The 25,798-nt window shown below is 74.4% G+C and carries 19 protein-coding genes and 2 tRNA genes; 3 read left to right on the forward strand and 18 right to left on the reverse strand.

The genetic code is table 11. The annotated features are described in order from the left end of the window. Positions 1 to 7: 7 nt before the first annotated feature. The 8 genes from E8D37_RS04070 to E8D37_RS04105 form a co-directional block, all read right to left on the reverse strand. A complete protein-coding gene (locus E8D37_RS04070; protein ID WP_136568505.1) occupies positions 8 to 2,374 on the reverse strand; it encodes a ComEC/Rec2 family competence protein in 2,367 nt (788 codons plus the stop codon). A gap of 18 nt (positions 2,375 to 2,392) precedes the next feature. Next, positions 2,393 to 3,460 carry a helix-hairpin-helix domain-containing protein gene (locus E8D37_RS04075; protein WP_136568506.1) on the reverse strand — a complete coding sequence of 356 codons (1,068 nt, stop codon included), beginning with the start codon at positions 3,458 to 3,460 and terminating at the stop codon, positions 2,393 to 2,395. A gap of 144 nt (positions 3,461 to 3,604) precedes the next feature. After that, positions 3,605 to 4,486 (reverse strand): DegV family protein, encoded by an 882-nt coding sequence (locus tag E8D37_RS04080; protein ID WP_136568507.1) that lies wholly within the window; start codon positions 4,484 to 4,486, stop codon positions 3,605 to 3,607. 16 nt (positions 4,487 to 4,502) lie between these two features. After that, positions 4,503 to 6,989 carry a leucine--tRNA ligase gene (gene leuS, locus E8D37_RS04085; protein WP_136568508.1) on the reverse strand — a complete coding sequence of 829 codons (2,487 nt, stop codon included), beginning with the start codon at positions 6,987 to 6,989 and terminating at the stop codon, positions 4,503 to 4,505. 282 nt (positions 6,990 to 7,271) lie between these two features. After that, positions 7,272 to 7,781: a DNA starvation/stationary phase protection protein gene (locus E8D37_RS04090; protein WP_136568509.1), complete on the reverse strand. Its 510-nt coding sequence runs from the start codon at positions 7,779 to 7,781 to the stop codon at positions 7,272 to 7,274. A gap of 205 nt (positions 7,782 to 7,986) precedes the next feature. Further along, positions 7,987 to 10,113 (reverse strand): PhoX family phosphatase, encoded by a 2,127-nt coding sequence (locus E8D37_RS04095; RefSeq protein WP_136568510.1) that lies wholly within the window; start codon positions 10,111 to 10,113, stop codon positions 7,987 to 7,989. Positions 10,114 to 10,335: 222 nt separating this feature from the next. Then, entirely contained in the window at positions 10,336 to 11,580 is a 1,245-nt protein-coding gene (locus tag E8D37_RS04100) for an MFS transporter (protein ID WP_206055561.1), read from the reverse strand. Positions 11,581 to 11,657: 77 nt separating this feature from the next. Next, a complete protein-coding gene (locus E8D37_RS04105; RefSeq protein WP_136568511.1) occupies positions 11,658 to 13,397 on the reverse strand; it encodes a methyl-accepting chemotaxis protein in 1,740 nt (579 codons plus the stop codon). Between the two features lie 332 nt (positions 13,398 to 13,729). Between E8D37_RS04105 and E8D37_RS04110 the strand changes: the two genes are divergently transcribed. Next, a complete protein-coding gene (locus E8D37_RS04110) occupies positions 13,730 to 15,826 on the forward strand; it encodes a methyl-accepting chemotaxis protein (RefSeq protein WP_136568512.1) in 2,097 nt (698 codons plus the stop codon). A 4-nt stretch (positions 15,827 to 15,830) separates the two neighbouring features. Here the strand turns inward: E8D37_RS04110 and E8D37_RS04115 are convergent, their stop codons facing one another. The 5 genes from E8D37_RS04115 to E8D37_RS04135 form a co-directional block, all read right to left on the reverse strand. Continuing rightward, positions 15,831 to 16,220: a hypothetical protein gene (locus E8D37_RS04115; protein ID WP_136568513.1), complete on the reverse strand. Its 390-nt coding sequence runs from the start codon at positions 16,218 to 16,220 to the stop codon at positions 15,831 to 15,833. 185 nt (positions 16,221 to 16,405) lie between these two features. Then, the gene (locus E8D37_RS04120; protein ID WP_136568514.1) at positions 16,406 to 17,752 is read right to left on the reverse strand and encodes an NAD-dependent succinate-semialdehyde dehydrogenase; all 1,347 of its coding nucleotides are present in this window, start codon (positions 17,750 to 17,752) and stop codon (positions 16,406 to 16,408) included. A 163-nt stretch (positions 17,753 to 17,915) separates the two neighbouring features. Then, positions 17,916 to 18,878, reverse strand: a complete 963-nt coding sequence (locus E8D37_RS04125; RefSeq protein WP_136568515.1) for an alpha/beta hydrolase — start codon at positions 18,876 to 18,878, stop codon at positions 17,916 to 17,918. Between the two features lie 3 nt (positions 18,879 to 18,881). Next, the gene (locus E8D37_RS04130) at positions 18,882 to 20,174 is read right to left on the reverse strand and encodes an MFS transporter (RefSeq protein WP_136568516.1); all 1,293 of its coding nucleotides are present in this window, start codon (positions 20,172 to 20,174) and stop codon (positions 18,882 to 18,884) included. 509 nt (positions 20,175 to 20,683) lie between these two features. Further along, positions 20,684 to 20,756 (reverse strand) — tRNA-Ala (locus tag E8D37_RS04135). 249 nt (positions 20,757 to 21,005) lie between these two features. Between E8D37_RS04135 and glsA the strand changes: the two genes are divergently transcribed. Together glsA and E8D37_RS04145 are read left to right on the forward strand one after the other, a co-directional pair. Further along, on the forward strand, positions 21,006 to 22,019 hold the full coding sequence (gene glsA / locus E8D37_RS04140) for a glutaminase A (protein ID WP_136568517.1): 1,014 nt from the start codon (positions 21,006 to 21,008) through the stop codon (positions 22,017 to 22,019). Then, positions 22,016 to 23,641, forward strand: coding sequence for an MFS transporter (locus E8D37_RS04145; RefSeq protein WP_136568518.1), 1,626 nt, complete (start codon positions 22,016 to 22,018; stop codon positions 23,639 to 23,641). Before glsA ends, E8D37_RS04145 begins: the two co-directional genes overlap by 4 nt. A 73-nt stretch (positions 23,642 to 23,714) precedes the next feature. Here E8D37_RS04145 and E8D37_RS04150 read toward each other — a convergent pair. The 5 genes from E8D37_RS04150 to E8D37_RS19695 all read right to left on the reverse strand — a co-directional run bounded on the left by E8D37_RS04150 (position 23,715) and on the right by E8D37_RS19695 (position 25,787). Beyond that, positions 23,715 to 23,787: transfer RNA gene (locus E8D37_RS04150), tRNA-Ala, on the reverse strand. Between the two features lie 140 nt (positions 23,788 to 23,927). Further along, positions 23,928 to 24,599: a histidine phosphatase family protein gene (locus E8D37_RS04155; protein WP_136568519.1), complete on the reverse strand. Its 672-nt coding sequence runs from the start codon at positions 24,597 to 24,599 to the stop codon at positions 23,928 to 23,930. Continuing rightward, entirely contained in the window at positions 24,592 to 24,963 is a 372-nt protein-coding gene (gene rsfS, locus E8D37_RS04160) for a ribosome silencing factor (RefSeq protein WP_136568520.1), read from the reverse strand. The genes E8D37_RS04155 and rsfS overlap by 8 nt, the downstream gene beginning before the upstream one ends. 10 nt (positions 24,964 to 24,973) lie before the next feature. After that, positions 24,974 to 25,633: a nicotinate-nucleotide adenylyltransferase gene (nadD, locus tag E8D37_RS04165; protein ID WP_136569021.1), complete on the reverse strand. Its 660-nt coding sequence runs from the start codon at positions 25,631 to 25,633 to the stop codon at positions 24,974 to 24,976. Positions 25,634 to 25,640: 7 nt separating this feature from the next. Continuing rightward, on the reverse strand, positions 25,641 to 25,787 hold the full coding sequence (locus E8D37_RS19695; RefSeq protein ID WP_168929610.1) for a hypothetical protein: 147 nt from the start codon (positions 25,785 to 25,787) through the stop codon (positions 25,641 to 25,643). Between the last annotated feature and the right edge of the window lie 11 nt (positions 25,788 to 25,798).

The raw sequence follows: 25,798 nt of genomic DNA on the forward strand, positions 1-25,798 counted from the left end.
CGCGAGCCTAGGACCCGTCCCCGCCGCTCGTCCGGGCCGCCGGTCCCGATCCCGTCGTGACGACCGCCACGTCGCCGTCCTCGTCGGTACGCAGCACGGCGGCCCCGGCCGCGTCGAGGGCCTCCACGACGGACGCGGCGGGGTGACCGTAGTCGTTGTCCGCCCCCACGCTGACGACCGCGATCCGTGCCCCCAGCCCCGTGAGGAGCTCCAGGTCCTGGTGGCTGCTGCCGTGGTGCGGGACCTTGAGGACGTCCACCCGGAGGTCGGGGTAGGCCCGGGCCAGCGCCTCCTGGCCGGGCGGCTCCACGTCCCCGGTGAGCAGCAGCCGCAGGCCGTGCGTCTCGGCGAGGAGGACGACGCTGGCGTCGTTGGCGGTGGAGCCGTCGCCCGGGCCGGCCGCGGGGTCGGCCGGCAGCGGCCAGAGCGTCTGGAGGCGCACGTCCCCGACCTGCTGCACCTCGCCCGCGGCCGCCGTGCGGACGGGCACCCCGGCCACGGCGGCGGCCACCTCCTCGACCCCGCCCGGAGGGTCCAGCAGCCAGGTCACCTCCACCTGGCCCACCTCCCGCCCGTCGAGCACGCCGGCGACGCCGTCCACGTGGTCGGCGTGGAAGTGGGTCAGGACGAGCAGGGGCACGCGCTCGACCCCCAGGTCGTCGAGGCAGTCGTCGACGGCCGTGGGGTCGGGCCCCGCGTCCACCACCACCGCCTCACCCTCCCCCGAGGCGAGCACGAGGGCGTCGCCCTGACCCACGTCGCACGCCACCAGCAGCCACCCGTCGGGCGGCCAGCCCGGACGCGGCAGCGGGACGACGGTCACCAGCACGAGGACGAGGGCCGCGGACGCCCCGGGCACGGGCCGCCGGACCAGCACCGGACCCCAGCGCGCCACCGCGACCGTGAGCACCGTCAGCAGGAGCAGGGCGGCCCCGCTCGTGCCCCAGTCGACGGCCGCCAGCGGGAGGTCCGCTCCCCGGTGGGCGACCTGCACGACCACCGCCACGCACCACGTGGCGACGGTGCCAACGGGCCGTCCCAGCGCCGGGTGGACGAGGCACAGCAGCCCGCCGAGGAGGCCGAGCACCGTCGCCGGCGCGACGAGCGGCTCCGCGAGGAGGTTGGCCCCGACCGCGACCAGGGACACCTGGCCGGAGATCGCGGCCACGACGGGCGTGCACGCCAGCTGGGCGGCCGTCGGCACGGCCACCGCCTCCGCCACGCCGGCCGGCAGCCAGGCGCGCAGGGCGTCGCGCCAGGCCGGCGCCAGCCACACGATCCCGCCGGTCGCCAGGGTGGAGAGCGCGAACCCCGCGCTCGTGGCCAGGCCCGGGTCGAGGAGCAGGAGCACCAGCACGGCCGCACCCAGGGCCCGACCCGCGCGGCGTCCCCCGTCGGGCCCCAGGGCGACCAGCCCGACGGCGCCCATCGCCGCCGCACGCAGGACGCTCGGCTCGGTGCGGGCCAACAGGACGAACCCGACGATGCCCGCCGCCCCGACCACGCCCAGCCACCGCCCGCGCACCCCGAGGAGCCGGGCCACCCAGACGAGCAGGCCCACCACGAGGGTCAGGTTGGTGCCCGACACCGCCAGGAGGTGCGTGAGCCCGGTGGCGGCGAAGTCCGCCTGCACGTCCTGCGACAGGCCGCTGTCGTCGCCGTTGACCAGCGCCGGCACGAGGATGCTCACCGGCTCAGGCCGCCCGGCCACCGCCTCGTGCAGGGCGGCCCGGACCCTCGCGCTCGCCCGCCACCACAGGTCGGGGGCCCGCGTCTCCTGCCACGCGCCCACGGGCGTGAGGACGGCCGCCAGGTCCTCCCCCTCCGGCGGCATCAGCCGCCCGGAGGTGGTGACGGTGCTGCCCAGCCGCACGTCGGCCCAGGAGGTGTCGGCGAGGACGAGGACGGGGGCGCCCAGCGTCCAGCCGGTTCCCGGGCTGCCGCTCCGGGAGCCTCCGGCCGCGGGCTCCTCCACCCGCAGCACCCGGGCGCGCACCAGCACGCCGTCGGCGAACCGACCGGCGATCTCGCGCGGGTCGCCTGTGACGAGCAGCCGCACCTCCACCAGCGCGTGGTCCTGGGCCATCGCCCGCAGCGGGGACGTGCGGACCTGCTCGGCCCGCGCCAGGGCGGCGCCCCCGACCGCGAGCGCCACCAGCGCCAGCACCGACGCGGTGAGGACCGCGGGCGCGGGCAGCAGCCGAGCCCCTCCCAGCGCGAGCGCCAGCGCCAGCAGCGCCGCCGGCACCACGGCCACGGACCAGCCCGGGCCCGCGGCCGCGAGCAGCCCACCGCACCAGGCCGCGAGACCGGCGAGAGGCAGCCGCCAGTCGTGACGCGACCCGGTCCCCCGGTCCGGCACATCGCGGCTCATGCCGGCACCCGGCGCCACTCAGACCGTCACGTGCGGCCGGACCGTCGCGAGCGTGGCCTCCCCGATCCCGGACACGTCGAGCAGCTGGTCGACCGAGGTGAACGCCCCGTTCTCCTCCCGCCAGGCGAGGATCGCCGCCGCGGTGACCGGGCCCACCTGAGGCAGGGTCTCCAGCAACGCCTGGTCCGCGGTGTTGAGGTTCACGAGGGCGCCGGCCGCGCTGTCCGTGCCCGTCGTCCCCGAGGCCACCGAGGCTCCCGGCGCAGGAACGACCGTCGCCCCCGCCGCCGGCTGCACGCCGACCAGCACCTGCTCACCGTCCACGAGGACGCGGGCGAGGTTGAGGCTGGTCAGGTCCACCCGCGGGCGGGCGCCACCCGCCTCCGCGAGCGCGTCGGCGACCCGGGAGCCGGCGGGCAGGACGACGATGCCCGGCCGGCGCACCCGGCCCGCGACGTCCACCACCACCTCACCGGTGGCCCCGTCGGAGACAGGGTCGGTCACGGGGCCCGTGGCAGTGCCCGCGACGCCGACGGCCTCGGTGGAGCCGGCGGCCTCGGCCGGCGTCACCAGCAGCGCGGCCGAGCCCGCGGGCGACCCTGATGACTCAGCGGAGGACGGCTCCGCGGACGACGACGCGACGGCGAGGGCGCCCTGGGTGGCCGCGGCGGGGCTGAGCACCGTCGGCCGGGGGTCGGACCGCACGACCCACCACGTGGCCACGACGAGGGCCGCCGCCACGAGCCCGGCCAGCACCGCCACCTGCGCGGCACCGAACCAGAGCCGGTGGCCGACCGCTGCGCCGCCGCCGACGAGACCGGAGGCGAGCCGGCCGGCGGGGTGCTCCCGCACGCGCTCCACCGCGGCCCGGCGGAGCTCCTCGGTGCGCGCCGCCGCGAGCCCGGTGCCCGAACGGTGCCGCCCGGGCACCGGCAGGGGCAGGCCGGGGCCGTGCCCCGTCCCAGCGGGCTCAGCGGGGTCAGCGGGGTCAGGGAGGTCGCCGGGCTCACCGGGGGCGCCGGCCAGGTGGGCGAGCCGCCGGGCCAGGGCCTCGGCGTGCTCGGGCGAGGGTCGTCGGGTGCGCATGCCGGCGACGCTAGGGAGCGGCACCTCCTCCCGCGGCCGGCTGACGGATCGCTGGGGACGACCCGGCGACGGCCTCGGCCTGTGCACGCCTCGTGGCTGCCCGCCCGGGCCGCCGCCCGTGCGGGGACGTGGGACCGGTCGGCCTCAGGCCGGCGCGACCCCGACGGCGAGCATCCCGGGCCCGGTGTGCGCGCCCAGCGCCGCGGTCACCTCGGACTCCCAGGCGCCGCCCCAGGCGTCCCCCAGGGCCGCGGAGAGTCGCTCGTCCAGCCGGTCGCGCAGGGCGACGGCCCGCTCGGGCGTGGCCAGGTGGCCCACCACGACCCGGACCCGCTCCCCGGACCCGTCCGTGTCCCGGGCGCCCAGCGCCGCCTCGACCGCGAGCTCCTCCAGCCGGGCCAGGGCGCGCGAGGCGGTCCGCACGCGCTCGAGCGGCGCCACCCGGCCGTCGGTCACCGTGAGCAGCGGCTTCACCGCCAGCGCGCCGCCCAGCAGCGCCGCGGCCGGGCCGATGCGGCCTCCTCGACGCAGGTGCTCCAGGGTGTCGACGTAGCAGAGCGTGGTGGCACGGGCGGCGCACCGCCGCGCCGCCTCCGCACAGTCCTGGAGGCCGGCGCCACCCGCCGCCGCGTCCGCGGCGGCCAGGGCGGCCAGGCCCGTGGCGGGCCCGACCTGCCGCGAGTCGACGACCTCGACGGGCAGGTCCAGCCGTCGGGCCGCGAGCCGGGCCGACTCGACGGTCCCCGACACCTCCCCGGAGAGGTGCACCGCGACCACGGCGTCCGCCCCGGCCGCCGCGAGCCCCTCCCAGAGGGCCACCAGCCGCTCCGGGGAGGGGCGCGACGTCGAGACCTGGCGTCGCGCCTCGAGGGCGGCGACCAGGCGCGCGGGCGTGGCCCCGTCGGGGCCCTCCTCCAGCCGCTCGTCGCCGAGGACGACGTCGAGGCCGACGACCGTCAGGCCGTGCTCGACCGCCAGCCCCGCGGGGAGGCTGGCGGTCGAGTCGGTGACGACGGCGACGCCCACGGTGACGAGGGCTCGCTCAGACGACGATGTTGACGAGCTTGGGCGCGCGGACGATGACCTTGCGGACGGTGGCACCGTCCAGGGCCCGCTGCACGCCCGGGTCGGCGAGCGCCAGCGCCTCCAGGTCGGCCTCGGAGATGTCGGGGGCCACCTCGAGGCGTCCCTTCACCTTGCCCTTGACCTGGACGACCGCGGTCACCGACTCCTCGACGAGGAGCGCCGGGTCCACCACGGGCCACGCCGCCTGGGCGACGGACGGCTCGTGGCCGAGCCGCTCCCACATCTCCTCGGCCGTGTACGGCGCCACGAGCGAGAGCAGGATCGCGACGGCCTCGGCGGCCTCCCGCACGGCCGGGTCGGCGCCGCCGCAGCCCGAGTCGATGGCCTTGCGGGTGGCGTTGACGAGCTCCATGGTGCGGGCGACGACCACGTTGAACCGGTAGCCCTCGACGAGCTGCTCGGCGTCCGCGACGGTCTTGTGGGTGATCCGACGCAGCGCCACGTCGCCCGTCGCCGGGTCGGCGCCCGGCGCGGAGGTGACGTCACCGGCCAGGCGCCAGGCGCGGGCCAGGAACTTGCTCGAGCCGGCCGGGGAGACGTCCGCCCAGTCGATGTTGTCCTCGGGCGGGCTCGCGAAGACGAGGGTCAGGCGCACGGCGTCCACGCCGAACTTCTCCAGCTGCTCGGCCACGTTCACGCCGTTGCCGAGCGACTTGCTCATCTTGCGGCCGTTGTTGATGACCTTGCCCTGGGAGAGGTAGGCGGAGAACGGCTCGTCCCAGGTGATGAGGCCGGCGTCGCGCAGCACCTTGGTGAAGAAGCGGGCGTACAGCAGGTGAAGCACCGCGTGCTCGTCGCCGCCGATGTAGAGGTCGATGGGGCCCCACGCCTGGGCCAGCGCCTCGTCGAACGCACCGGTCTCCAGGTTCGGGGAGACGAAGCGCAGGAAGTACCAGGACGAGTCGACGAACGTGTCCATCGTGTCCGTGTCGCGCCGGGCCGGGCCGCCGCAAGTCGGGCAGGTCGTCTCGACCCACTCGGTCGCGGCGCCCAGCGGCGAGGTGCCCTGCGGACGCAGGTCGGAGCCGCGCAGCTCGGGCAGCTCCACGGGCAGCTGGTCGACGGGCACCGGGACCTCGCCGTCCTTCTCGCAGTGCACGACCGGGATGGGGGCGCCCCAGTAGCGCTGGCGCGAGAGCAGCCAGTCGCGCAGGCGGAAGTTCACGGTGCCGGTGCCGGTGCCCCGCTCCTCGAGGACGGAGATCATCTGCGAGATGGCCGTGGCCTTGTCGGTGAGGCCGTCCAGCGGGCCGCTGTTGACGTAGGCGCCGTCGCCGGTGGTCGCGGTGAACGAGACGGCCGGGTCCTCCTCGCCCTCCACGTCGACGACCATCCGCACCGGCAGGCCCATCGCCTTCGCGAAGTCCAGGTCGCGCTGGTCGTGGGCGGGCACGGCCATGATCGCGCCGGTGCCGTAGTCGGCCAGCACGTAGTCGCTCGCCCACACCGGCACCTGCTCGCCGTTGACCGGGTTGGTCGCGGTGATGCCCAGGTCCACCCCCGTCTTGGGTCGGTCGGTGGCCAGCCGGTCGATGTCGGAGGCCTTGCGGACCTCCTCCAGGTAGGCGGCCAGGTCCGCGGCCTTCTCCGGCGCGACGATCTCGGCGGCCAGCGCGGCGTCGGCCGCCACGACCATGAAGGTGGCGCCGTAGAGGGTGTCCGGGCGCGTGGTGAAGACGGTGACCGGCTTCGTCGAGCCGTCCGCCAGGTTGAGCGCGAAGTCGACGTGGGCGCCCTCGGAGCGGCCGATCCAGTTCCGCTGGGCGTTGACGACCTTGCCGATCCAGGTGGACTGCAGGTCGTCCAGGCAGTCGTAGAGCTCCTGGGCGTACTCGGTGGTCTTGAAGTACCACTGGGTCAGCTCACGCTTGGTGACCACCGCACCGCACCGCTCGCAGGTGCCGTCCGCCAGCACCTGCTCGTTGGCCAGCACCGTCTGGTCCTGCGGGCACCAGTTGACCGGCGACTTCTTCCGGTACGCCAGGCCCCGCTCGAGCATCAGCAGGAACAGCCACTGCGTCCACTTGTAGTACTCGGGGTCCGAGGTGTGCAGGCGGCGCGACCAGTCGAAGCTCACGCCGTAGCGCTTCATCGAGGAGTACTGCGTCTCGATGTTGCCGTAGGTGTAGGTGGCCGGGTGCGTGTCGTTGCGGATCGCGGCGTTCTCCGCGGGCAGGCCGAAGGAGTCCCAGCCCATGGGGTTGAGGACCTCGAAGCCGCGGAACTTCCAGTACCGCGCGATGACGTCGTGCAGCGCGAAGACCTCCGCGTGACCCATGTGCAGGTCACCGCTGGGGTAGGGGAACATCGTGAGCGCGTACTTCGTCGGCTTGCCGGCGAGCGCAGCGGCGTCGTCGGCCCGGAACGGGTCGAGCCGGTCCCACACCGGCAGCCACTTCTCCTCCACGGCGCGCACGTCGTAGGTGCTGGTCTCCTCGCTCATGACTTCTCGGGTTCCTCGTCCTCGCTGATCAGTGGGGAGCCGCCGGCCGGGGCCGGGGCGTGGGCACAAAAAAACCCCTCGCGCAGGAGGGGTGGCCACGTCGTGCTGGTCGCTCGACGCGGCTAGGGAAGGAGCAGGGTCCGTGCCACGCAGGCATCCTAACCCCTGGCCTGCGCGAGGAGCATCCGGGACGCCGCGCCGCGGCCGCCCGGCGGACGCGGGCTGCGTCCGCCGGGGGGACCGGCCGGCCGAGGGCGGCGCAGGAGTGCGCCGCTCGACGGCTCAGGCGTGGATGGAGCGGACGCCCTCGCCGGGGGTCCGGTTCTCGGCGTCGATCATCCAGGCGAGCTGCTCGAGACGCTCGAGGATGGTGTGGATGATGTCGGCCGAGGTCGGGTCCTCGGCGTCCACCTCGTCGTGGATGCGGCGACCGGTCGCGGTGGTGGCGTAGATCGAGGAGACGATCAGGTCGACGGTCTCGCTGGTGGAGACCTCCTCGGCCGGGAACGGCGGCAGCGAGGACGTGTTGGCGACCGTCACGGCGCGGGCGTCCGGCACGGCGTAGAGCGCGCGCATCCGCTCGGCGACGGTGTCGGAGAACTCGCGGGCGCCGTCGACCAGCTCGTCGAGCTGGAGGTGGAGGTCACGGAAGTTCTTGCCGACCACGTTCCAGTGGGCCTGCTTGCCCTGGAGGTGCAGGTCGGTGAGGTCGACCAGCAGCTGCTGGAGGTCGGCGGCGAGGGTCTCCGAGGCGACGAAGACGCGGGCGGAACGAGTGGGGGTCTGGGTCATGTGACAGCTCCTCAGCCAGGTGGTGGGTCTCGGGGGCGTCCCCGGACGACACGGTCAACCCAACCACGTTTTCTGGATCAGTTCCAGAAAGGCGAGCCTCACCAAAGACTGTGGTCGGGCCGTGCCCGCGGCCCCGGACACCCCTGCTCCCCCACCCTGTCCCCGGTCGGGACGCCCCGGGAACGCCCCGACCGGGTGAGCCGCCTCAGGCGCGGCGGAAGGCCACGCAGACCGACGGCCGCGGGAAGTCGTCGGTGTGCGGCCAGGTGGAGGCCTGGGACTCGAAGGTGGACCCGTCGACCTCGCCGGGGTGCTGGACAGCGAAGAACAGCGAGCGGTCGTCGTCGGCGACCAGGGGCCCGCAGGCCTCCGAGCCGTAGGGCATGGTGACGAACTGCTTCACGTGGCCGCGCTCGTCCCCGGCGACGGGCACGCGGAAGATGCCGTCGTTGGAGCCCAGCGCGTTGCCGTCGGTGGCGATCCACAGGTTGCCGACGGAGTCGAACGCGACGTTGTCGGGGCAGCTGATCGGGCTGACCAGGGACTTGTCGTACCCGGCGAACCAGGTCTCCTCGGCCTCGGGGTCGCCGCAGATGAGCATGAGGTCCCACGTGAACGTGGTGGCCGCGTGGTCGCCCCGACCCCTGCCGTCCGGGGTGATCTCGAGGACGTAGCCGTTGCGGTTGCCCGCGGCCTCGGTCAGCGGCTCACCGAGCGCGGAGCGCACCATCGAGGTGGTCAGCGGGTTCGCCTCGTCGGCGGCGAAGGTCGTCCCCCGCTTGGAGTTGTTGGTCAGGGCCGCGTAGATCCTGCCGTTGACCGGGTTGGGCTCGACGTCCTCCGGGCGGTCCATCGCGGTGGCACCCACCGTGTCCGCGGCCAGGCGGGTGAAGACCAGGACCTCCTCGACCGACATGCCGTCGACGTACGACTCGGTGTCCGAGGTCAGCGGGAGCCACACGCCGGTGCCGTCGTGGAGCCCGTCCTCGCTGCCGTCGCCGGTGAGGACCGCGACGTAGAGCGTGCCGGCCGAGAGCAGGGTCTTGTTGTGGCGACGGGCACGCCGCCCCTCCCCGGGCACGAACGTGTCCCGCGAGACGAACTTGTACAGGTAGTCGCCGCGCTCGTCGTCGCCCATGTAGACGACGGCGTGCCCGTCCTTGGAGAGCGAGACGTTGGCGCCCTCGTGCTTGAGGCGGCCGAGCATCGTGTGCTTGACCGGCCGCGAGCCCGGCATGAACGGGTCCAGCTCGACGACCCACCCGAAGCGGTGGGGCTCATGCGGGTGCAGGGTGACGTCGAAGCGCTCGTCGACCGCCGACCAGCCGTTGCTCCCGCTGCCGGTGATGCCGTAGCGGGCGTTCTGCTCGGCGTACTCGGCGGGCAGGTCCCCGCTGGCGTCGAAGTAGTTGTTGAAGTTCTCCTCGCCCGAGAGCACCGTGCCCCAGGGCGTGGTGCCGCCCGCGCAGTTGGCGATGGTGCCCAGGACCCGGGTGCCGGTGGGGTCGGCTGCCGTGCGGAGCAGCTCGGACCCGGCGGCCGCGCCGTCGAACCGGAACTCGGTGGCGATGTGGACCCGGCGGTTGTACTGCGCCCTGCCGAGCTGCTCCACCCGGAGCCACGACCCGGGGACCAGGCCCTGTCGGATCTCCACGACGGACATGCCGTGGTAGCTCATGTTCAGCGCGAGGACCTCCTCGGCGGTGTAGGCACCGGTGGGGTACATCAGCTCCTCGTCGGTGTACTCGTGGTTCGTCACGAGCAGGGCGCGCTTCTTCCGCCCCGGGATCGGGAGGACGCCGACGTAGTCGTTGTTGTAGCCGAACTGCTGCCGGGCGGCCTCGACGGTCTGGTGGTGGACGTCGAAGGCGGGGGCGCCCGCCTCGACCTTGTCGCCCCAGCTGATGAGGACGTCGTGGTCGAAGCCGTCGGCCGTCGTCACGGCGTCCCGGCGGTTGGGGGCCACCGAGCGGAAGCCGGTCGTGGCGAGCGTGGTCCCGGGGCGACCCACGGCACCAGCGCCGCCCGCCGCACCGGCTCCGACCGCCGGGGCGGCGGCCGCGGCGCCACCGGTGGCGGCCGAGGCGAGGCCACCGAGCACCAGCGCCCCGGCACCGCCGGCCCGGAGCAACGAGCGACGCTTCACCACCTTCGTGAGCTCGGCCGCGATGTGCGGGTTCCCGGAGACGTTGGCGAGCGGGGCGTCGCACGCGTTGCCGCACTTGTACTTGCAGGTCATGAGGTCGCGCGAGCCGTGGCGCTTGCCGCCGACGGGGGTGAGCGACAGCAGGGTGCGACCCGCGGTGGCCGGGCGCTGGGGAGTGGTGGTCATGGGGAGGGTTCCTCCGTGAAGGCCTGGACGCTCGGGGCGGACGCGGGGCGCCGCCGCCGGCACTGGTCGCGAGGAACCTAGGAAGACGACGTGATGCTGTGCCCGACCTGTGCATGGAGACAGGGCGGCGGGGAGGTGAACGTTCGGCGGACCCGTACACGGTCGGGTCGGCTCCCCGCGTTCAGGCGGGTTCAGGCTGATTCAGGCTGGGCTCAGGCGGGCTCAGGCGGGCTCTGCCGTGCGGGCGAGCCGGACCATGGCGAGGGCGCCGACGACCGGACCCACGGCGAGCAGGACCAGCGCCGCGCTCCACCCGGCGCCGGCGACCACGCGCGGGACGAGCCAGAGCGAGACCACCGTCGTGGAGTACCCGAGGGCCAGCTGGACGGCGAGGGCGGCGCCGACCTCCTCGGGCGGGGCCGCCTCGGTGACGAGCGCGGAGAACTGGGCCGAGTCGGCGATGACCCAGAAGCCCCACGCCGCGCACAGCACCAGCACCCACCCCGTCGGCCATCGGTCGTGGCCGAGGGCGAGGAGCACGGCGGCCGAGCCGGAGCAGACCAGGGCCAGGCCCGCCGCCCGCTCACGACCCCACCTGTCGCTGAGCACCCCGCCGACGAGGCAGCCCGCCGCGCCGACCCCGATGCACGAGAACGCCCCGAGCGCGGCCAGGCGCTCGGCGTCCGCTCGACCGGTGAGGGCGGGCAGCGACGCGAGGAGCCCGGCCACCCCCGCCCACATCGCGTAGAGCTCCCACATGTGGCCGACGTAGCCCAGGTCGGCGAGGAGCACCCGGGGGCGCCGCAGGGAGGCCAGCCCGGCGAGCAGGCTGACACGACGTCGCGCCCCGAGCACGAGCCCGGGGCCCTGCCCGCGCACGGCCAGCACCACGAGGCCGCCGGACGCCGTGAGCCCGGCCGTCACCGCGACCACCGGCCGCCAGCCCCCGCCCACGTCGAGGCCCGTCACCAGGTGCGGCACCGCGGACCCGACGGTCAGCGCCCCGATCATCACCCCCAGCGCCAGGCCGCGACCGCGCGTCACCCACGACGCCACCTCCCGCACCGCGGGCGGGTAGACCAGCGCGAGCGCCGCGCCGGTGCCCAGGCGCAGCGGGAGCGCCGGTCCGAGCGAGGAGCAGAGGAGGAGCCCCAGGGTGCAGCCGGCGGCGCCCAGGGCTCCCACGAGCACCAGGCGGCGCGGCGCCACCGCGTCGGCCAGCCCCGTGACGGCCGAGGCGAGGGCCCCGGAGACGAACCCGACCTGGACGGCGATCGTGAGGAGCGCCGCCTGCCCGGGGCCCAGCGACCACTCCACCCGCAGCTGCGGCACGACGGCGGTCGCGGAGAACCAGGCGCTCATCGCCAGCAGGGTCGCGAGCGCGACGAGCCCCACCGCGACGGCCGGGCGGCTGCTCTCCGGGGCCTGGGTCGAGGGGTGGCTCCGGGGAGGACGGCCGTCTCGCACGTCCCCTTCCTACCGCGCGCGGGCTCCTTCGGGCGAGGCGCCCGCGCCGCTCGGCCGGGGGTCGGGCCCGGCGGGGCTCAGGCCGCCTCGCCCATCTCCGCGAGCATCCCGATCCGGTCGATCGTCTGCGCGAGCATCTCCTCCAGGGAGCGGACCACCTCGTGCTGCTCGGCCGCGACGCCCCGCATCTCGGCGCTCGCGAGGTCCAGGTCGCCGATGCGACGCGTGACCTCCGCGATCGCCGCGCCGACCTCACCCACGGCCGCGACCAGCTCGTCGATGGTGACGGTGATGCCCTGGGCGTTGTCCGCGGTCGTCGCGGCCAGCGACTTCACCTCGTTGGCGACGACGGCGAACCCCTTCCCGGCCTCCCCCGCCCGCGCGGCCTCGATCGACGCGTTGAGGCTCAGCAGCTTGGTCTGCTCGGCCACGCCGTTGATGAGCGCCGCGAGGCCCGCGACCCCGCGCAGCTGCTCGCCGAGGCTGGTGGCGTGCTCGTCCGCGGCGCGCGCCTCCTCGAGGACGGCACGGGTGACGGCGTCCGCGGAGGCGGCCCGGTCCGCGATCGAGTCGGCCGCGGCGCGCACCCCCTGCACCCGGCCGCCGAGCTCCTTCAGCTCGAGGCCGACCCCCTCGGCGGTCGCCTCCACCATCAATCGGGTGGCCAGTGCCGACTCCTCCCGCATCGCCGTGTCGCGGGCGAACGCCGAGGCAGACTCCTCCTCGCGCAGCCGCACGGCCGCCGCGAGCTCGTCACGCTGGTGGGCCAACAGCTTCCGGGTGTCGTCGAGGCGCGCGCCCACCTCGCCCAGCTCGTCGCGCCCACGGGGCAGCGGCCGCGGCGCGAGGTCGCCCTCGGCGATGGCGGCCATCGCGGCGACGGCCAGCGCGGTGTCCCGCTGCGTGCGACGGCCGGCTCCCAGACCGACCCAGGCGGCGACGCCCAACGCCGTCAGCGCGCCGCCGAGCACGGCGTTCCGCTCGAGCACGACCCCGGCGATGCGGGCGCGCAGCAGGCCGCGCAGCGCGTCCGCGGCGTCGGGCACGGCGGCCGCCGTCAGCCGGCTGACCAGGCCCGCGTTGACGGTGGTGTCCAGCGTGCTCAGGCCGCTGGCGTAGCCGTGGGCCGTGTCGGCGGCCGCCACGAGCCGGTTCAGGGCCTGCTCCAGGTCCGGGTCCTGCTCGAGGGCCGTGGCCACGTCGCGCTTCACCGCGTCCGCGTATCCGGACACCTGCCCGGCCCGCACGATCGCGGACTGCTCGCGCGTGATGTCCGGACGGATGCCCGTGGGCAGGGTGAGCCCGGCGCTCATGACGGCGGGGACCTGCACGACCAGGGCGTCCATGACGTAGAAGGAGTCGAGGTCCGGGTCCAGGATGAGGTTCGATCGGTCACCCGCCGCCGCGATGAGGGTGCGCAGCGCGGCGACGGCGGCGTCCCGGTCCCCCACGGCCGCCTGCACGTCCGCGAGCTCGGGCCCGAGCCCGAGGACCGGGTGCGCACTGACGGCCGCCTCGAGGTCCGTCAGGTCGGGGTCGAGGCCCTGGACGACCTCGGCGAGCGCCAGGTCCGCGGTCTCCACGACGTCGACGCCGTCGAGCTCCGTCCCGGCGAACGCGATGGTCGCCTGCTGGGTCCGGACGAAGCCCGCCGTCGAGATGACCGCGGGCACGAGCAGCAGGAGGGCGACGAGCGCCAGCCGCCAGCTCGAGGAGAGCCTCCCGGAGAGCGCCTCGACCGGCCTGAGAAGCACGTCGGTCGGCGCGGCGCGGCGCGGGCGCGGGTCCGCGAGGGTGGGAGGGGTGGCCTGGGGCATGGGGACGCTCCTGCGGGACGGATCGGGCGGACGGGACGAGTGGGACGGGGTCGCGCCACGTGCCGCACAGATCGGCGCCGCCCGGGACCACCTGACGGCTGCCCGACCGCCCGAGGCCCCCGCGGACAGATCTTCACGGCGCCCTCACGGGGGATCCGTCCCGACCGGCCGCTGTCCCTTTCCTGCCATCCGCCAGGGACCAAGGTCCCCCTTGTCCGGGAACGTCCTCAGGTGGCGCACGTCACGGACGACCGAACGGATGGACGTCGCCCGCCCCGACGTCCGTGCCGGCTCCCGGACGCGTGCGTGCGTCCTCGACCCTCGGAGACCCCATGACCAGCACCCTGCCCGCCCCGACCGTCTCGTCAGGCTCCCCCCGGAGCGCACCGGTCGGCCCCGCCGCACCCACGGCCGCTCCCACGGGCGCGCCGCGGGCGCCGCGCACCCGCAGGAGGGTCCCGGGCTTCTCGCGCCTCGGCGGCCTCGTCACCGGCACCCTCGTGCGCCGGATGGTGACCGTCGCCCTGGTGCCGACGTTCGCGCTCGCCCTGGTGCTGGGCCTGCAGTCGTTCCAGGCCCTCCAGGCGCGACAGCGCGCCGCCGATGCCGGGGTGTGGATCGACTACACCGTGGCCGCGGGCACCCTGCTGCACGGCCTCCAGCGCGAGCGGGGCGCCACGAGCGTCTTCCTCAGCAGCGGCGGCGCCACCTTCGGCACCGAGCTCGCCGGGTTCCGCGACGAGACCGACGCCGCCCTGGCCGCCTACCTCGTGGAGTCCACGGCCCTGGAGGGGCTCGACATCCCGCAGACCCTGCGCGACGAGCTCGACGGGATCGACTCGTCCCTGGGCGAGCTGGACGCCACCCGTGCCGGGGTCGACGACCTCTCGACGGAGGTCACGGCCGCCGTGGCCTGGTACACCGCCGTGGACACCTCCGTGCTGGCGGTGATGGCGGAGTCCGCGTCGGCCACCGACGCGGTGGGCCTGGGACGCGAGGCCGCGGCCAACCTGTTCGTGGTCACCGCCAAGGAGCGCGTCGGGCTGCTCCGCGCCCAGCTCTCGAACGTCCTCACCAACCACGGGTTCGCGGACGGCCAGAAGGAGACGGTCTCCGCGCTGCTCAACACCCACGACGGCCTGCTCTTCGGAGCAGCCGAGGTCACCGACGGGGTGCTGCACGACCAGATCGTGGCCCTCTCGTCCAACGCCTCCGCCGTCCAGGTGCACCAGATCGCCTCCGCCGCCCTGTCCGCGGCGGGACCCGATGACCCGGCGCTGAAGGTGGACCCGCAGGACTGGTTCGCGGTCGCCACCGACTACCTCGGGGTCATGCGCGGCCTGGAGACCAGCAGCGGCGAGCAGCTCTCGCAGGCCTCCTCGGCGCTGGTGGCCTCCGCGAACCGCAGCCTGACGATCTGGGCCGCCCTCATGGTCCTCGTCGTCGGGGCCATGACCGGCCTGCTCGTCCTGCTCGCCCGCGCCGTGCGACGCCCGCTCCGGGCGGGCATCGCGGCCGCGGAGCAGCTCGCCGTGGGTGACCTCACCGTCGAGCTGCCCGCGGACGGGACGGACGAGCTCGCCGAGCTCGGCCGGGCGGTCAACACGGCCCTCCTCAACGTCCGGATGACGATGGGCGACGTGCGCGACGCGGCGATCTCGGCCTCGGCGGGCGCCACCCAGCTCGCCGTCACCACCGCCGGCATCGCCACCGCGACCCGCTCCACCGCGGCGAGCGTGGACGCCGCGACGGTGGCCACCACCGACATGACCGAGCAGGTGGCCAGCGTGGCCACGGCGGCCGAGGAGCTCAACGCCTCCATCAGCGAGATCGCCAGCTCGGCGGCCCGGGCCGCCGGGGTGGCGGACACCGCGGTCGGCCTCGCCTCCGCGACCTCGACGACCATGACCGCCCTCGGCCAGTCCTCCGCCGAGATCGGCGAGGTGGTCGGGATGATCACCTCCATCGCCGAGCAGACGAACCTGCTCGCCCTCAACGCCACCATCGAGGCCGCCCGCGCCGGCGAGGCCGGCAAGGGCTTCGCCGTCGTGGCGCAGGAGGTGAAGGCCCTCAGCCAGGAGACCGGCCGGGCCACCGCCGACATCGGCAGCCGGATCGAGCAGATCCAGGCCCAGACGGGCGAGGCCGTCGAGGCGATGCGGCGCATCACCAGCGTCATCGAGGAGATGAACGGGTACCAGGCGGCCATCGCGGGCGCGGCCGAGGAGCAGTCGGCCACGACCGCGCTGGTCTCCCAGTCCGTGGGCGAGGCGGCCCAGGGCGCCTCCACCGTCGGCGACTCGATCGGGTCGGTCAGCCAGGCGATGGCGGGCGCGGGCCAGGACGTCGAGGAGGCCCGTCAGGTCTCCGCGGACCTCGCCGAGATGGGGCGCCGCCTGGAGGCCGCCATCGGGATGTTCACGATCTGAGGCGTCAGGCCCCGTCGGGGTCCTCGGGACCCCCGGGCCCCGCGGCGTCGTCCGCCTCGTCCGTGGGTGGCTGCTCGGGCAGCTGGTCACGCAGCATCCCGAGCGCCCGCAGGGTCCGGTCGCGCTCGTCGTCCGGGGTCTCCGGGAGGTCGACGGCGGAGCGGGGCAGCCTTCCGCCCGCGTCCTCGCCCGCGTCCCCCACAGGGTTCTCGGCCGCCGGCACGGGGTCGTCCTGGGCGCCGAAGGCCCAGTCGAGCAGGTGGCTCTGGGTGGTCGTGCGCTCGGAGACGTCCGCCGGGTCCCGGCCGAGGTCGTAGTAGAGCGCCGCCGGGACGACCGTGTGGAGCTCGCGCAGTGTCTCGGGGCCGCCGGCGCCGAGGTCGGGGTCGAACATGGCTCGCCTCCGTCGGAGGAGCGGGCGTGGGGCACGCCCGGCCGTGCCGGCGGAGCGCCGGCACCCGGGCCAACGAAGCCGGCCCCGGACGGGTCACGGCCGCGGCACCGGTGGACTGGACCGTTGAAGCACGACCGCCCGCCGCCCCCGGTGGGGCGACGGGCGGTGCCGGATCCGGCTGCGGGTCAGCGCACCGTGCGGATCATCTTCTTGTTCACGAACTCCTCGATGCCGTACCGGCCGAGCTCCCGGCCGAAGCCGGAGCGCTTGATGCCGCCGAACGGCAGCTCCACCCCGTCCAGCATGACGCCGTTGACGAAGACCATGCCGGCCTCGATGCCGTCGGCGACCCGGGCGGCCTGCTCGGGGTCGGTGGTGAAGAGGTAGGAGCCGAGGCCGAACGGAGTGTCGTTGGCGATGGCCAGGGCCTGCGACTCGGTCTCCGCCTTGAAGACCATCGCCACCGGGCCGAACAGCTCCTGGTAGTACACGTCGTTCTCGGTGGTGACGCCGGTGAGCACGCCCGTGGGGAAGAAGGCGCCGTCGCGCTCCCCCGCGCTCTCCAGGTGCGCGCCCTGGGCCACGGCCTCGTCGACCTGCTGCTGGAGCCGGTCCGCGGCCGCCACCGACGACAGCGGGGTGATGCCCTCGGCGCCGGCCTTCACCGCGGCGGTGAACTTCTCCACGAACGCGTCGTAGAGGTCGGCCGCCACGACGAAGCGCTTCGCGGCGTTGCAGGCCTGGCCGGTGTTGTCGAGGCGGGCGGCCACAGCGGCCTCGACGGTGGCGTCGAGGTCGTCGGTCGAGAGCAGGATGAAGGGGTCGGAGCCGCCGAGCTCGAGCACGCACTTCTTCAGGTTGCGGCCGGCGATCTCGGCGACGGCCGCGCCGGCGCGCTCCGAGCCGGTGAGCGACACGCCGTGGATGCGCGGGTCGGCGATGGCCGTGGCCATCTGCTCGTTGGTCGCGTACACGTTGACGTAGGCGCCGGGCGGGAAGCCGGCGTCCAGGAAGATCTGCTGGATCGCCGCGGCCGACTCCGGGCACTGGGGGGCGTGCTTGAGGACGATCGTGTTGCCCAGGCACAGGTTCGGGCCGGCGAAGCGGGCCACCTGGTAGTAGGGGAAGTTCCACGGCATGATCCCGAGCAGCGTGCCGAAGCGCGAGCGGCGGATGAAGGCGGAGCCCTCGCCGTCCAGGAGCTCGATCGGCTCGTCGGCCAGGAAGGTCTCGGCGTTGTCCGCGTAGTAGGTGTAGATCGCGCCGGCGAACTCGGCCTCGCCGATCGAGTCCTCCAGGGACTTGCCCATCTCGCGGGCGATGATCCGCCCGAGCTCGTCCTTGCGCTCCTCGTGCAGCTCACCGACACGGCGCACGAGCGCGGCACGCTCGGCGACCGTGGTGCTGCGGGACCACGTGTTGCCGGCGGCGGTGGCCGCGGCGATGGCGGCCTCGACGTCGGCGTCGGTGGCGGTGGGGTACTCCTCGACGACCTCACCGGTGGCGGGGTCGGTGACCGCGTACAGGCTCACTTCTCGTCTCGCTTGTCTTCGTTGGGGAGCTGCTCGGTGCGGCTCGGACATCTGCTCGGCGTCGCTCGGCGCCGGGGTGCGCCGCCGGGGCGGCGCGGCTCTCGAAGCCTCCCACAGGGGTGGGGGCCGGGGGCGACCGTCCCCAGGGGTGACGGTGGGCACGTCACCAGGACGCCGGCACCGCGCCGTCCGCCAGGAAGCCACCGACCACCTCGTAGAGCCGGCCCACCTCGTCGGGCACGAGCGTCTCGAAGAACGCGAAGGCGTGGATCATGCCGGGGGCGACGAGCAGGTGCGCCGACCCACCCGCCTCCCGCACCCGGCGGACGTACGTCTCGGCCTCGGAGCGCAGCGGGTCGTACTCGGCGGCGACCACCAGGGTGTCCGGCATGTCCGCGGAGAACGGCCCGGTCACCGGCGAGGCCGCCACCCGGTCCGCGCCCGACGGGAAGTAGTGGTCGAAGTACCAGGCGACGCGCTCGGCGGTGAGGAAGTACCCGGTGCCGAGCTCCGCGACCGTGTCCCCGCTCATCGTGTAGTCGAGGCTCGGGTAGAGCAGCACCTGCCGGGCGATCGGCGAGGTCCGCTCCCCCGCCGCCGCCCGCATCGCCACCGAGGCGAGCTTGGCACCGCCACCCGAGTCGGCCATCGCGTGCACGGTGCCCGTCGTGGCGTCGTCGAGCAGCACCTCGTCCAGGTGGTCGAGGACGTGCTCGACGTCGAGCAGCCCGAGCGGGTAGGGCGCCTCGGGCGAGCGGCGGTAGTCCACGGACACCACCACCATGCCGGTGGCCGCCGCCGTGCGCCGGGCCGAGGAGTCGTAGACGTCGAGGTCGCCCGCCATGTGCCCGCCCCCGTGGACGAAGAGCACCACGTCGCTCGGCACCCCGGGCCGGGGCACGTAGACGCGGACGCCGACGCCCGGGCGTCCCTGCTCGCCGGGCACGCCCGGCACCTCGCTGTCCCGGACGACCGCGACGGGTGTAGGCGCGGCCGAGAAGGCGTTGAGACCGGCCAGGGCGGCGCGGGCCGACTCCGGGGTGGGCTCGACGCCCGCCGCGGCGGCCGCCGCGACCAGCGGCTCGAGCTCGTCCAGGTAGGTGCGGAACGCGGGGTGCAGGGTCATGACTCAGGCCACCTCCGGGGCGGGCGTGTGGTCGGGCGTGTGGTCGGGCGTCGCGGCCGGCGGCTGGGCTCGGAACCACCGCAGGAGCAGGGCCGCCCCGATGACGAACGTCGACTCGACGAGCACGATGAACACCAGCGGGACGTGGGAGACCGGGACGCCGCCGCTGAGCCCGCCCGTCGCGTCCGTGATCCACGCGAAGACCTGGATGAAGACCACCGAGCCTGCATAGCTGACCGCCCAGAAGATCGAGAACGTGACGGCGATGTGCCGCGGGGTGACCCCCGGCCGCAGGAAGGCGAGCTGCACGAAGAACGGCATGGGGAAGAAGATCACCAGCCCCAGCAGGACGCCGACGAACGGCGCGTACCGGTGCTCGGCGAACCCCAGCACCGCGGCCGCGGCGACCAGCTGCGCGGCGCCGCACACCACGACGACGAGAGGCTTGGTCCGGTCGCTCACCCGTGCGGAGACCACCGTGCCCGACAGCGCGCCGACCACCCCGGCGTAGACGACCCACCGGATGGTGTCGGGGTCCATGAACGTGAAGGCGACGATGTAGTAGGACAGCAGCCCGGTGTAGGCGAGCGAGAAGACCCAGTTGAACCACTCCCGGAAGCCGTCGGCCATCGAGTAGTCGTCCTCCCGCGCCGCGGCGGCCTCCTCCGGGGGCAGGACCCGCGGCGACAGGACCAGCCAGGCCAGCAGGACGAGCACCGAGAGGCCCGCGGCGAGCAGGACGGCCCGGGTCGGTGTGCCCGCCATCCGGCTGCCGAACGTGAGCGCCACCGCCAGCCCGGTGTTGAACGCGACCGAGTTGACCCCGTTCGCGACCTGGAGCGCCCGCCCGCTCATCAGCCGGGCGACGATCCCCGACATCAGCACGACGACGATGGAGCCACCCACTCCCATCGCGAACCGGATCAGGAAGATGACGGGGAACACGTGGGTGAGCACGGCGGCGCCACCCAGCACGATCAGCATCGAGCCGAGGGCGAAGGCACGGCGGGCTCCCAGCCGGAGCAGCACGTCCGCGGCGACCAGGCTCCCGGTCACCTGGGCGAGGGTGACCGCGTTGGTCATCAGCGCCGTCCGGGACGCCGAGAAGCCGAGGCTGCGGATGTAGAGGTCGCCCCAGTTCCAGGCCACCGCGAAGAGGAGGTAGCTGAGGAAGAGGACGGCCGCCACCGCGACGACCAGGACGCCAGGTGGGGCACCCGCCCCCGCGTCCGTGCCCGCATCCGTGGTGGTGCCCGTGCCGGTGCCCGTGCCCTTGCTCGTGTCGCTGGTGCTCATGTCGGCGCCTCCTGGACGGCTCGGCGGCCGGGCCCTCGCACCCCGGCTCCGGCCGGAGGCGGCCCGGGCGACGGACCGCCTCGATCCTGGCACCGCCCTCGCGCGCGGGCAGGGGTCGTCCGGACCGCAGGGAACGTGGCGCGCGCCACACCCGAGGCCCCGATGGCCCTGATGGGCCAGGCGTCGCGGCCCGTCCGGGTCATCGCGGGCGGCCGACAGGCCCTTCCGGGCCCCGCGCGACCCCAGCCGTGCACCCAGGCCCTACGATGTCGCTGTCGGCGCGGCGATCTCCGGGGGGAGGCTCGCCCGAGGCCGAGTGCGAGTGTGACGACCCTCCGCTGTCACCCACTCGCACGGGGCCCGTCCATCCCACTCAGGGCGGGCCCCCGATCCCCCCTCGCACCTTCGTGCGGCGGCCCCGGGACACGGTCTGGACGCGCCCGGGGCACGGCCCTGGACGCGACGAGGGGCGGCCCCTTGCGGGAGACCGCCCCTCGTCGTGTCGCCGGTGGAGGTGAGGGGACTCGAACCCCTGACCCCCTGCATGCCATGCAGGTGCGCTACCAGCTGCGCCACACCCCCGGGCGACGGACCACAGCCCGTCGTCGCCGGCCCGCTGGACCGGCGGACGGAACAGTAGCCCACCCGGGTCCGAGCCCCCAACCCGCCCCCGGCCCCTCTCCCCGACCCCTCCCGTCGCCCTCCCGGACCGCACGTCGGAGGCCCCTGACACGGGTGCAGACCCCCTGGCGCGGACCACCTTGGTCCTTTACTTTCGAGCCGTTTCGCGGCCGGCAGGTGCCGACCGCCCGGAGCGGGGGGAGGCGAGGCATGGACCTCGGGGTCGAGCACGTGGAGCAGCGGGTGGCGACGGGGCCGCTCCCGGCCCAGGAGGAGATCGACGACCTCGTGGCGCGCGCGCTCACGCACGCGACGCCGCACGGGGAGGGCGCGGTCGCCGACTACATCCCGGTCCTGGCCCGCGCCGACCCGGCGCTGTTCGGGGTCTGCGTGGTCGACGTGGACGGTCATGCGCACGCCGTCGGGGACACGCAGGCCGCCTTCTCCGTCCAGTCGATCTCCAAGGCCTTCGTCTACGCCCTCGTGCGCGAGCACCTCGGCCACGACGTGGTCGCCGACCGCGTCGGCGTGAACAACACCGGCCTGCCCTTCAACTCGGTGATGGCGCTCGAGCTCAACGGCGGCCACCCGCTCAACCCGATGGTCAACGCGGGCGCCCTGGCCACCACGGCGCTCGTGCCCGGCGCGTCCGCCGACGAGCAGTGGGCGACGATCCAGGCGGGGCTCTCCGCCTTCGCCGGGCGCCCGCTGGAGGTGGACGACGAGGTCTACCGCTCCGAGGCCGCCACGAACCAGCGGAACCGGGCGATCGCCCGCCTGCTGGAGAGCTACGGGCGGGTCGAGCTCGACCCGCTGGCGGTCGTGGACGTGTACACCCGCCAGTGCGCCCTCAGCGTCACCGCACACGACCTCGCGGTGATGGGCGCGACGCTGGCCGACGGCGGCGTCAACCCGGTGACGGGCGAGCAGGTCGTGGCCGCCGACGTCTGCCGCGACACCCTCGCGGTGATGGCCACCAACGGCCTCTACGAGCGCTCCGGCGAGTGGCTCCTCGAGATCGGCCTGCCCGGCAAGTCCGGCGTCTCGGGCGGCATCGTGACCATCGCCCCGGGCAAGGCGGGCATCGGCGTCTACTCGCCGCGCCTGGACCCCGCCGGCAACAGCGTCCGCGGGCAGCGCGCCACCGCGTACCTCTCCCGCGCGCTCGGCCTCAACATCTTCGCCTCCGACGCCCACGTCCCGACGAGAGGGTCCCACCGATGAGCACGAGCACCACCGCACCGCCCGCCGACGTCGAGAAGGCCTCCTGGCTGCCGCTGGTCGGCCTCTTCCTCGCGCAGGTCCTCATGTCCTTCAACGTGGCCTCGCTGCCGGTCTCCCTGGGCGGCATGGTCGAGGACTTCGACGTACCGGCCACGAGCGTCAGCACCGCGATCGTCACCTACGGCATCGCGGTCGCCGCGCTCGTCATGGTCGGCGCCAAGCTCGGCCAGCGGGTCGGCTGGGTCATCGTCTTCCGGGTCGTCGTGGCGGTCTTCGCCGTCTCCGCGACGATGATGGTGCTGGCACCCTCCGTCGGGTGGGTGATCGCGGCCCAGGCCCTGGCCGGAGCCTCCGCAGCGATCATCGTCCCGTCCCTGGTCGCCCTCATCGCCGAGAACTACCGGGGCGACCAGCAGGCCACCGCGATCGGCTCGCTCGGCTCGGCCCGCGCCCTGTCGGGCGTCAGCGCGTTCCTGATCGGCGGCGCCCTGAGCACGCTGGTGGGCTGGCGTCCGTCCTTCCTCATCGTGCTGGCCCTGGCCGTGGCCGTCCTGGCCCTGAGCCTCACCCTGCGCGGGGACAAGGGGGACGCGTCGGTCCAGATCGACGTCGTCGGCGCCGCCCTCATCGGTCTGGGCGTCATCTCGCTGACCCTCGGCTTCAACAACCTCAACACCTGGGGCCCGCTGCTGGCCACGCCGGACGCCCCGTTCGACCTGGCCGGGGTCTCCCCCGCGCCCGCCATGGTCGTGCTCGGCATCGTGCTGGGCCAGGGGTTCTTCCTCTGGACGCGGCGGCGCACCCGCGACGGCCGCACGCCGCTGATCGCGCTGAGCGTCCTCGGCGAGCCCACCGAGCGGGCCGCGGTCTACGCCATGTTCGTCGTGGTCCTGCTGGAGTCGGCGCTGAACTTCACGGTGCCGCTCTACATCCAGATCGTGCAGGGCCGCAGCGCCTTCTCGACGTCCCTGGCGATGATGCCGTTCAACCTCACGGTGTTCGTGACCGCGACCCTGGTGATCCGCACCTACCGTCGCTTCCCGCCCCGCACGATCGCGGTCTTCTCCTTCTGCCTCACCACCGCCGGGCTGGCGTGGCTGGCGTTCGTGGTCACCAACAACTGGGAGACGGTGCCGACGATCCTCGGGCTCGTGGTCTTCGGCGTCGGGCAGGGCGCCCTCGTGACCCTGGTGTTCAACGTGCTGGTGACCTCGGCGCCCACGACGTTGGCCGGCGACGTCGGCTCGATCCGCGGCACGACGCAGAACCTCGCCTCCGCCGTCGGCACCGCCCTCGCCGGGGTCATGCTGGTCTCGTTCCTCTCGCTCAGCATCGCCCAGGCGACCCTCGACCACCCCGAGGTCTCCCCCGAGCTCGCCGCCCAGGCCGAGCTCGACTCGGTCGGCTTCATCAGCAACGACCACCTGCGCGACGCGCTGGCCGACAGCGGCGTGGAGGGCACGGACGCCGACGCCCTCGTCGAGGCCACCACGACGGCCCGCCTCGACGCGCTCCGGATCGGGTTGCTGGTCCTCGCCGGGCTCAGCGCGATCGCGATCCTCCCGGCCTCGCGGCTCCCCCGCTACCGGCCGGAGGAGATCCCGGACCCCTCGGAGGCGTGAGCGGCCGGGGGCGGAAAACGAGAAAGTCCGCGGGCGACAGGCTCTCGCCTGTCTCCCGCGGACTGACCTCCGGTGGAGGTGAGGGGACTCGAACCCCTGACCCCCTGCATGCCATGCAGGTGCGCTACCAGCTGCGCCACACCCCCGAGGTGGGTAGCCGCTCCGCCCGCCTTCCGGCGCGCCTTGCGACGTCGAGAACAGTAGACCAACGCCTTCGCGAATGCGAAATCCGGGTGAACCGGTGCGCTCCCGGGAGGACCCTGCCGGCCTCCCGGGGTCGCCGGGGTCAGACCGTCGCGGGGGCCACGGGGGCGACGTCGGGACCCACGACCCGGTTGTAGGCCGCGAGGCGCAGCCCGCGGGCGGTGTCGTGGTACTCGACCAGCTCGACCCACCCGCAGTTCGCGAGCCCGCGCAGGCTGCGCGAGACCTCGAGCGGCCAGCCGAGCATCGCCACGGCGGCGACCCGGATCGCCGCGCCGTGCGAGACGGCCACGGACACCCGGCCGGGGTCGGTCGCCGCGAGCAGCTCGTCGAGCGCCGAGGTCATCCGCTGGGCGACCGCGGCGGTCGCCTCCCCGCCGTCCACGACGTCGAAGTCACCGGTGACGAAGGTGGCGTACTCCTCCGGCGCGGCGGCCTCGTACTCCGGGTGCGACAGGCCCTCGCGGGTGCCGAGGTTGAACTCCCGCAGGCGCGCGTCGTACGTGGCCTCGAGGCCCGTGGCCGCGAGCAGCGGCTCGGCCGTCTGGCGGGCGCGGGTGAGGTCGGAGCACCAGACGTGCTGCGGGTCGAGCGCGGCGATGCGCGGCGCCACGGCCGCGGCCTGGTGCAGCCCGGTGTCGTCGAGGCTGGAGTCGATGTGCCCCTGCACCACGCGGGCGTGGTTGTAGGGCGTGCGGCCGTGCCGCAGCAGCAGGAGTCGTCGACCCCCGGGGGCGTCGACGACGTCAGCCACGCGTGACGTCCTCGGGCAGGCCGATGACGGGGCAGTCGCGCCACAGCCGCTCGAGGGCGTAGAACTGCCGCTCCTCCTCGTGCTGGACGTGGACGACGACGTCGCCGTAGTCGATGAGGACCCAGCGGCCGTCCCGCTCGCCCTCGCGGCGGAGCGGCTTGGCGCCGATCTCGCGGAGCTGGTCCTCCACCTCCTCGACGATGGCGCGGACCTGGCGGTCGTTGGAGGCGGAGATGAGCACGAAGGCGTCGGTGATGGCGAGCTGCTCGGAGACGTCGAAGGCGATGATGTCGGTGCCGAGCTTGTCGCTCCCGGCGCGGGCAGCGGCGACGACGAGGTCGCGGGCGTGGTCGGTGGCGGTCATGGGTGGAACGTCAGTCTCCTCGGAGGTGGCCGCGCGGCTGCTCGCCGGTGGCCGGGTAGAGGTCGTGCTTGGCGATGTACTGCACGACGCCGTCGGGCACCAGGTACCAGACCGGCTCCGCCCGTTCCTTGCGGCGGCGGATGTCGGTCGAGGAGATCGCCAGGGCGGGGATCTCGACGAGGGTGACCCGGTCGGCCGGGATCGCTCCCAGCGTCTGCTCGTCCATGGTGTACCCGGGACGGGTGCACCCGACGAATTGAGCGAGCTCGAAGAGCTCCCCCGCGTCGCGCCAGGTGAAGATCTCCGCGAGCGCGTCGATGCCCGTGATGAAGAACAGGTCCGTGTCCGGCAGGCTGTCGCGCAGGTCGCGCAGCGTGTCGATCGTGTACGTCGGACCCGCCCGGTCGATGTCCACCCGGCTCACGTTGAACCGGGGGTTCGCGGCGGTCGCGATGACCGTCATGAGGTAGCGGTGCTCCGCCTCCGTGACGGCCCGGCCGGACTTCTGCCAGGGGTCACCGGTGGGGACGAAGAGGACCTCGTCCAGGTCGAACCAGGACTGGACCTCGGAGGCCGCGACCAGGTGGCCGTGGTGGATCGGGTCGAACGTGCCGCCCATGACCCCCACCCGGCGACGGCCGGGGGTCGGCGCGGCGCTCGGCCCGCCCATCAGGGCGTCAGCTGTGCTCGCGGCCACCGGCGAACGTCAGCAGGGCGACCATGAGGCCCAGCAGGACGACGAGGGCGAGGGCGCCGATGCCCCAGCTCAGGGCGTGGTTGACCTCGGACTCGGACTCGGCGGCGAGGGCGATCAGCTGCAGCATGGGCGACATCC

It is taken from the genome of Nocardioides sp. GY 10127 (genome assembly GCF_004919085.1).
Classification (GTDB): Bacteria; Actinomycetota; Actinomycetes; order Propionibacteriales; family Nocardioidaceae; genus Nocardioides.